8 protein-coding genes and 1 pseudogene are annotated in these 6,764 nt (G+C 69.6%); 3 read left to right on the forward strand and 6 right to left on the reverse strand.

What is annotated here, in order from left to right; translation table 11 throughout:
- The 6 genes from ETU37_RS01350 to rplJ all read right to left on the reverse strand — a co-directional run.
- The coding region (locus ETU37_RS01350) for an MlaD family protein (RefSeq protein WP_129985083.1) at positions 1–313 on the reverse strand (313 nt) is incomplete at its 3' end.
- 3 nt (positions 314–316) lie between these two features.
- On the reverse strand, positions 317–1,141 hold the full coding sequence (locus ETU37_RS01355; protein WP_129985084.1) for an MlaE family ABC transporter permease: 825 nt from the start codon (positions 1,139–1,141) through the stop codon (positions 317–319).
- A 16-nt stretch (positions 1,142–1,157) separates the two neighbouring features.
- Complete coding sequence (locus ETU37_RS01360) at positions 1,158–1,943, reverse strand: MlaE family ABC transporter permease (RefSeq protein WP_129985085.1); 786 nt, start codon at positions 1,941–1,943, stop codon at positions 1,158–1,160.
- Positions 1,944–1,952: 9 nt separating this feature from the next.
- A complete protein-coding gene (locus ETU37_RS01365) occupies positions 1,953–2,906 on the reverse strand; it encodes an ABC transporter ATP-binding protein (protein ID WP_129985086.1) in 954 nt (317 codons plus the stop codon).
- Between the two features lie 280 nt (positions 2,907–3,186).
- On the reverse strand, positions 3,187–3,579 hold the full coding sequence (gene rplL, locus ETU37_RS01370) for a 50S ribosomal protein L7/L12 (RefSeq protein ID WP_129985087.1): 393 nt from the start codon (positions 3,577–3,579) through the stop codon (positions 3,187–3,189).
- An 83-nt stretch (positions 3,580–3,662) separates the two neighbouring features.
- Positions 3,663–4,349 carry a 50S ribosomal protein L10 gene (gene rplJ / locus ETU37_RS01375; RefSeq protein WP_129985088.1) on the reverse strand — a complete coding sequence of 229 codons (687 nt, stop codon included), beginning with the start codon at positions 4,347–4,349 and terminating at the stop codon, positions 3,663–3,665.
- Positions 4,350–4,709: 360 nt separating this feature from the next.
- Between rplJ and ETU37_RS01380 the strand changes: the two genes are divergently transcribed.
- The 3 genes and pseudogenes from ETU37_RS01380 to ETU37_RS01390 all read left to right on the forward strand — a co-directional run.
- Positions 4,710–5,708, forward strand: coding sequence for a DnaB-like helicase C-terminal domain-containing protein (locus tag ETU37_RS01380; RefSeq protein ID WP_129985089.1), 999 nt, complete (start codon positions 4,710–4,712; stop codon positions 5,706–5,708).
- A gap of 42 nt (positions 5,709–5,750) precedes the next feature.
- Complete coding sequence (locus ETU37_RS01385) at positions 5,751–6,365, forward strand: histidine phosphatase family protein (RefSeq protein WP_206053625.1); 615 nt, start codon at positions 5,751–5,753, stop codon at positions 6,363–6,365.
- 130 nt (positions 6,366–6,495) lie between these two features.
- Positions 6,496–6,764 (forward strand): annotated as a pseudogene (locus ETU37_RS01390) (HNH endonuclease signature motif containing protein); the annotation flags it as partial.

Below are 6,764 nucleotides of genomic sequence, written 5' to 3' on the forward strand. Positions count from 1 at the left end.
GCTGCGCGGTGACGTCGGCGGGGATCGTCGACAGGGAGTCGGGGTAGAGGCCGAGCTTCAGCCGCACCCCCTCGGGCGTGCTCTCTGCGTCGCGCACCTCGCCGACCTGAACCCCGCGGATCTTCACGTCGGCGTTGTCGGGCAGCTGGAGCCCGGCCTTGTCGGACTGGAGGGTGACGTAGGCGTAGTCGGTGAACGACTTGCTGAAGATGGCGTAGGTGAGCCAGCCGAAGAGCGCGAGCAGTACCAGGAACGCCACGCCGAGCACACGGTGCTCGAACGCGACGACGGTCCTGCTGCTGCGTCGTGACATCGGCTAGCCCGCCAACCTGACGGTGGTGGTCGTGCCCCAGATCGCCATCGAGAGGAACAGGTCGATGACGTTGATGGCGACGATGGAGGTGCGCACGGCGCGGCCCACGGCCACGCCCACGCCGGCGGGACCGCCGGACGCGTTGTAGCCGTGGTAGCAGTGGATCAGGATCACCACGACGGCGAAGACCAGGACCTTGCCGAACGACCACAGGACGTCGCCGGGTGGCAGGAACTGGTGGAAGTAGTGGTCGTAGGTGCCGGCGCTCTGCCCGAAGAACTGCGTGACGGTGAGCCGGGTCGCGAAGTACGACGACAGCAAACCGACGACGTACAGCGGGACGATCGCGATCAGGCCCGCGATGATCCGGGTGGTCACCAGGAACGGCAGCGACGGGATCGCCATGACCTCGAGCGCGTCGACCTCCTCGGAGATCCGCATCGCGCCGAGCTGCGCGGTGAAGCCGCAGCCGACGGTCGCGGCGAGCGCGATGCCGGCGACGAGCGGCGAGATCTCACGGGTGTTGAAGTAGGCCGACACGAAGCCGGAGAAGGCGGCCGTGCCGATCTGGTTGAGCGCGGCGTACCCCTGCAGGCCGACCTCGGTGCCGGTGAAGAACGCCATCGCGGTAATGACGCCGACGGTGCCGCCGATGACGGCGAGGGCGCCGGAGCCCAGCGTCACCTCGGCGAGGAGGCGCAGGACCTCCTTCTTGTAGCGGCGCAGGGTGCGCGGGGTCCAGGCCAGCGCCTTGATGAAGAAGGCGAGCTCTTCGCCGAGGCTGTCGAGCGAGCGCATCGGCTTCTGGTACAGGTCCTTCACGGGCATGTCGTCGTCCTCCCGCTCATCCGGTCTTCGGCGGGACGAGCTGGAAGTAGATCGCGCTCATCACGAAGTTGACGACGAACAGCAGCATGAAGGTGATGACCACCGACTCGTTGACGGCGTCGCCGACACCCTTCGGGCCGCCGGCGGCGTTCATGCCCTTGTAGGCGGCGACGATCGCGGCGATCAGGCCGAAGACCAGCGCCTTGGCCATCCCCTGCCAGAGGTCCGGCAGCTGGGCGAGCGCGGTGAAGCTGGCGAGGTACGCACCCGGCGTGCCGTCCTGCAGGACGACGTTGAAGACGTAGCCGCCGGCGACACCGACGACGCTGACCAGGCCGTTGAGGAAGACCGCGACGAGCATGCAGGCCAGCACGCGGGGCACGACGAGGCGCTGGATCGGGTCGATGCCCAGCACCATCATCGCGTCGAGCTCCTCGCGGATCTTGCGGGCACCGAGGTCCGCCGCGATGGCGGAGCCGCCGGCGCCGGCGATCAGCAGCGACGTGGCGATCGGGCCGGCCTCGCGGACGACCGCGAGGACCGCGGCCGAGCCGGTGAAGGACTGGGCGCCGAACTGCTTGATCAGGCCGCCGACCTGGAGCGCGATGACCGCGCCGAACGGGATCGCGACCAGCGCCGTCGGGACGATCGTCACCGACGCGATGAACCAGGCCTGCTGCAGGAACTCGCGGAGCTGGAAGGGTCGCCGGAACAGGCCACGGAACACGTCGAGGCCGAAGGCGAAGAGCTTGCCCGCGGTCCCGATGGGCGCCAGGACGCGCGAGGAGGTCAGGGTGGACATGCGCGCCGCCTAGCCGCCGACGGCCATCGTCATGTTGGGCTCGAACGAGCCGGGGGGCGGGGTCACGCCGTTCTCGCGGCACCACTCGCCGGGCGCGCGCTGGCTGCGGCGCGGGATGCCGTTGGACGGCTCCTGCTGCATCGGGATCGGCGGCAGCGGCGGCAGCTCCTGGTCCTTCTCGGCCTCGAGCTCGTCGGCGTCCTTCTCCTCGGACATGCCGATGGGGCCGACGCGCTGGGCGTTGAGGAACTGCCGGACGACCGGCTCCTCCGAGGACAGCAGCATCTCGCGGGGACCGAACATCGCCAGGTGCTTGTGGTAGAGCAGGCCGATGTTGTCCGGCACGGTGCGGGCGGTGTTGATGTCGTGGGTGACGATCAGGAACGTCGCGTCGATCTGCGCGTTGAGGTCGATGATCAGCTGGTTGAGGAACGCCGTACGCACCGGGTCGAGGCCGGAGTCGGGCTCGTCGAACAGCACGATCTCGGGGTCGAGCACCAGGGCTCGGGCCAGGCCGGCGCGCTTGCGCATGCCGCCGGAGATCTCGCCCGGGAGCTTGCCCTCGGCGCCGATGAGGCCGACGAGGTCCATCTTCTCCATGACGATGTCGCGGATCTCGGACTCGGACTTGCGGGTGTGCTCGCGCAGCGGGAAGGCGACGTTGTCGTAGAGCGTCATCGAGCCGAACATCGCGCCGTCCTGGAACAGCACGCCGAACAGCTTGCGGATCTCGTAGAGGTCACGCTCGGAGCAGGACGCGATGTCGGTGCCCTCGATCATGATGCTGCCGCGGTCGGGCTTGAGCAGGCCGATGAGGGTCTTGAGGAACACGGACTTGCCGGTGCCGGAAGGACCCAGCATCACGCAGATCTCGCCCGCGGGGACCGTCAGGCTGACGTCGCCCCAGATCAGCTGCTTGCCGAAGGACTTCGTCAGGCCCTCGACCTCGATCTCGACGCCCACGAGCGTCCCTCCCTCTGGTGTCCACGAGCCTGAGAGCGCGCCGCGTCGTCGACGAGGCCTACCGGCTCATTCGTTCCCTTCGCTACCAACGAGTAAACGGCGGGGAGGTTACGGTCGTCACAAGGTCAGACGCAAAGCCACACGAGCCCGGAGACGGCCACGCGGAGACCCACAGGCACGCAGAACGGCGGCCGCTCCCCGGGTGGGGAACGACCGCCGTTCTGGTCGTGCAGGTGCCCGCCGGAGCGGGCGTGAGGAGCCGGTCAGCGACCGGCAGGACTCACTTGACGGAGACGGTGGCGCCGGCGCCCTCGAGGGCGTCCTTGGCCTTGTCCGCGGCCTCCTTGTTGACCTTCTCCAGGACGGCCTTCGGAGCGGCCTCGACCAGCTCCTTGGCCTCCTTCAGGCCGAGGCTCGTGAGCGCACGGACCTCCTTGATGACGTTGATCTTCTTGTCACCAGCGGCCTCGAGGACGACGTCGAACTCGTCCTGCTCGGCCTCGGCCTCGGCAGCCGCGCCGGCGCCGCCGGCGGCGGGAGCCGCGGCGACCGCGACCGGGGCGGCGGCGGTGACGCCGAAGGTGTCCTCGAACTGCTTCACGAACTCGCTGAGCTCGAGGAGGGTCATCTCCTTGAAAGCGTCGAGCAGCTCGTCGGTGCTGAGCTTCGCCATGGTGGCGTTCCTTCCTTGTTCCTGGTCATGCTGGTCTGGGCGGGCGCCCGGACCGAACGTGTCGGTTTCGGTTACTCGGGCTCTCAGCCCTCGGTCGACTCGGTGGTCTCGTCGGCGGCCTCGGCCGGAGCCGGGGTCTCGTCGGCGGTCTCACCGGCGTCGGCGGTCGTCTCCGCCGTGTCCTCGGCTGCCGGGGCAGCCGCTGCCTCGTCGGCGGCGGCCGGCGTACCGGCACCACCCGCGAGGACGGACGGGTCCTGCTCGGCCTTCGCCTGCAGCGCACCCGCGAGACGGGCGGCCTGGGCGATCGGCGCGTTGAGCAGGTAGACGGCCTGGCTGAGGGACGCGAGCATGCCGCCCGCGAGCTTCGCGAGAAGCACCTCGCGCGACTCCAGGTCCGCCAGCTTGGCGATCTCCTTCGCGTCGAGGGGCTTGCCGTCGAGGACGCCCCCCTTGATCACGAGGGAGGGGTTTGCCTTGGCAAAGTCACGCAGCCCCTTGGCCGCCTCGACCACGTCGCCGTTGATGAAGGCGATGGCGGTCGGACCGGTGAGCAGGTCGTCGAATCCCTCGACGCCCGCCTCGGTCGCGGCGATCTTGGTGAGCGTGTTCTTGACCACGGCGTAGTCAGCGTTCTCGCCGAGGGCACGCCGCAGGTCCTGCAGCTGCTTCACGGAGAGACCGCGGTACTCGGTCAGCACGGCACCGGCGGACTCCTGGAACGACTCCACGAGCTCCGCAACGGCACCGGTCTTGTCTGGCCGCGCCATGGGTCTCCTTCCTTCTCACTCACAACTCTTCCGAGACCGGACGGCGAGAAGGGCCCATCAACGACGAACGCCCCGTGCAGGTGCACGGGGCGTCAGGGATCCGGGGCGCCCGCAGCTCTGGGAGCTCGGGCACGGCGGCCGCTCACACTTCTGTGTCACCTGCGCAGGCCGCCCGCGGAGCGGGACCTTCGATCAGCCTGTCCGGGCGAGCCCGGGCATGCCGACGACCGGCGGTCTCTGGTTTCAGGAGGGAACTGTACGGGGCCGTGGGACCGGTCACCAAATCGTGCTGGTCGGACGGAGCCACCCAATTGGGGCGAACGGCTGCCCCGGACCGCGTGTCGGTGCTTCCATTGTCGCGTGGATCTCACTCTCGAGAAGCTCAGCGGCGTCCTGGAGCAGGCCGACTACCGCGTCCGCGCCGGCTCGCACGCCGTGGCGCGGGTGTGGCCGACCGGCTTCGACATCCTCGACCTGAACCTCAGCGGCGGCTTCCGCTCGGGCGAGCTCGTGCTCGTCGGCGGGCCGCAGGGCCTGGGCAAGACCACCTGGGCGATGCAGGTGGCGCGCAACGTCGCGCGCTCCGGCCGCTCGGTCGTCATCTTCTCCTACGAGCACGACCTGCAGACCCTGCTGATCCGGCTCGTCGCGCTGGAGGCCGGCCTGCTCGGTCACCCCGAGGCGCCGACCATGAACCGGATCCGGCAGTCCTTCGAGTGCGCCGACGGCCTCACCGGCTCGCTCAGCGAGCGGCTCTCCGAGACAGACGGCGGCGCCAAGGCGCTCGACGTCGTACAGGAGTACGCCGACCGGCTCGTCATGCACCGCTCGTCCGGCGCGAAGACCGACCTCGACGCGATCAGGGAGGCCGTCGACAAGGTCGAGGCCGACACCGGCCAGCTGCCCCTGGTCATCGTCGACTACCTGCAGAAGGTGGCCGTCCCCGGCGTCTCCGACGAGACCGACCGGATCACGATGGTCGTCGAGGGCCTCAAGGACCTCGCGCTCGACCGCGACGTACCGATCCTCGCCGTCGTGGCCGCCGACAAGGAGGGCATCCAGTCCGGCAAGCGGCTGCGGGTGAACAACCTGCGCGGCTCCTCGGCGCTCGCCTACGAGGCCGACACCGTGCTGCTGCTCAACGACAAGTACGACGTCGTCGCCCGGCACCACCTGGTCTACAACGTCGGCAACGTCGAGCGGTTCAAGCACTGGGCGGTGCTGACCGTCGAGAAGCACCGGAACGGCCAGGCGGGCATCGACATGGAGTTCTTCAAGCGGTTCGAGCACAGCCGGTTCGACACCGAGGGCCGGATCGTGACCGAGCAGCTCACCGACGAGCGGGTGTTCGTCGAGTAGGAGCTGAGGGGCGGCGTCGGCGCTCGTGGTGGGATGCCGGGCATGCCCGTGCGACACCTCTACCTCACCCGGCACGCCGAACCCGACGCCCACGGCGGGCTGACCGAGCGGGGTGTCCGGCAGGCCGTGCGTCTGGGGCAGCGCATGTCCGCCGTACCGCTGACCTCGGTGCTGCACGGCCCGTTGCCCCGCGCGGCGGAGACCGCGCGTGTTGTTGCGGGGCAGTTCGCGAGTCAGGTGCCCGTCACCGAGCGCGACGCTGTCGGCGACTACGTCCCGCATGTACCCACCGCCGATCAGGTCGACCCGGAGTTCCGCGCCGAGGCGCTGGCATTCCTTGCCGACGTGACGACCGGCGAAGCAGCACGCGGGGCGGCCCTGGCGGCCGAGGCCGTCCGGCTGCTGACCGGTCCGGAGCAGGGCGAGGAGGGCATCCACCAGCTGGTGGTGACTCACGCGTTCACCATCGGGTGGCTGGTTCGCCACGCGTGCGGTGCTCCGCCGTGGCGCTGGCTGGGGCTCGACCACGGCCACGCCGCTCTGACGGTACTTCGGTACTCCACGGACCGGCCCCCGACCGTGGTGGTGTTCAACGACATGTCGCACCTGCCCGACGAGCTGCGGTGGACGGGCTTTCCGCCTGGCATGACGCTCTAACCCACGTCCACCCGACTCATCGGGCGCACGCTCCGCCCGGCGGAACGCCCCCTGAACTCATCTGCGAGAACCTTTGTGGACAGGACGCGTAGCGCCCGGAAAGTGTCGGTGCTCGGTGGTCGAATGAGTCATGGCAGCGCACCCGGCACCCGAGCAGGCGGACTCCCCCGCCGGAGTGCTGGCTGCGGTCCGCGCGGCGCGCGAGGGGGCTGACCGTGAGGAAGCCCGGATCCTGGCGCTGGCTGCCGAGTGGGCGGCGATGCACGCTCCCGATGGTCTCGATCCGCTGGGCATGGAGCGGTCGACGCTCGTTGCTGGGGCAGGGACGCCGCCGGTCGGTGAGTTCTGTGTCGCCGAGCTGGCCGCCGCGCTCCGGATCTCCACGGACGCCGGCCGGTC

The organism is Nocardioides iriomotensis (assembly GCF_004168035.1).
Taxonomy (GTDB): domain Bacteria; phylum Actinomycetota; class Actinomycetes; order Propionibacteriales; family Nocardioidaceae; genus Nocardioides_B; species Nocardioides_B iriomotensis.

What these genes read in the sequence shown, in the direction of transcription:
- ETU37_RS01355 (WP_129985084.1), bottom strand. Translation starts at nt 1,141, where the DNA reads ATGCCCGTGAAGGACCTGTACCAGAAGCCGATGCGCTCGCTCGACAGC.
- ETU37_RS01360 (WP_129985085.1), bottom strand. Translation starts at nt 1,943, where the DNA reads ATGTCCACCCTGACCTCCTCGCGCGTCCTGGCGCCCATCGGGACCGCG.
- rplL (WP_129985087.1), bottom strand. Translation starts at nt 3,579, where the DNA reads ATGGCGAAGCTCAGCACCGACGAGCTGCTCGACGCTTTCAAGGAGATG.
- rplJ (WP_129985088.1), bottom strand. Translation starts at nt 4,349, where the DNA reads ATGGCGCGGCCAGACAAGACCGGTGCCGTTGCGGAGCTCGTGGAGTCG.
- ETU37_RS01385 (WP_206053625.1), top strand. Translation starts at nt 5,751, where the DNA reads ATGCCCGTGCGACACCTCTACCTCACCCGGCACGCCGAACCCGACGCC.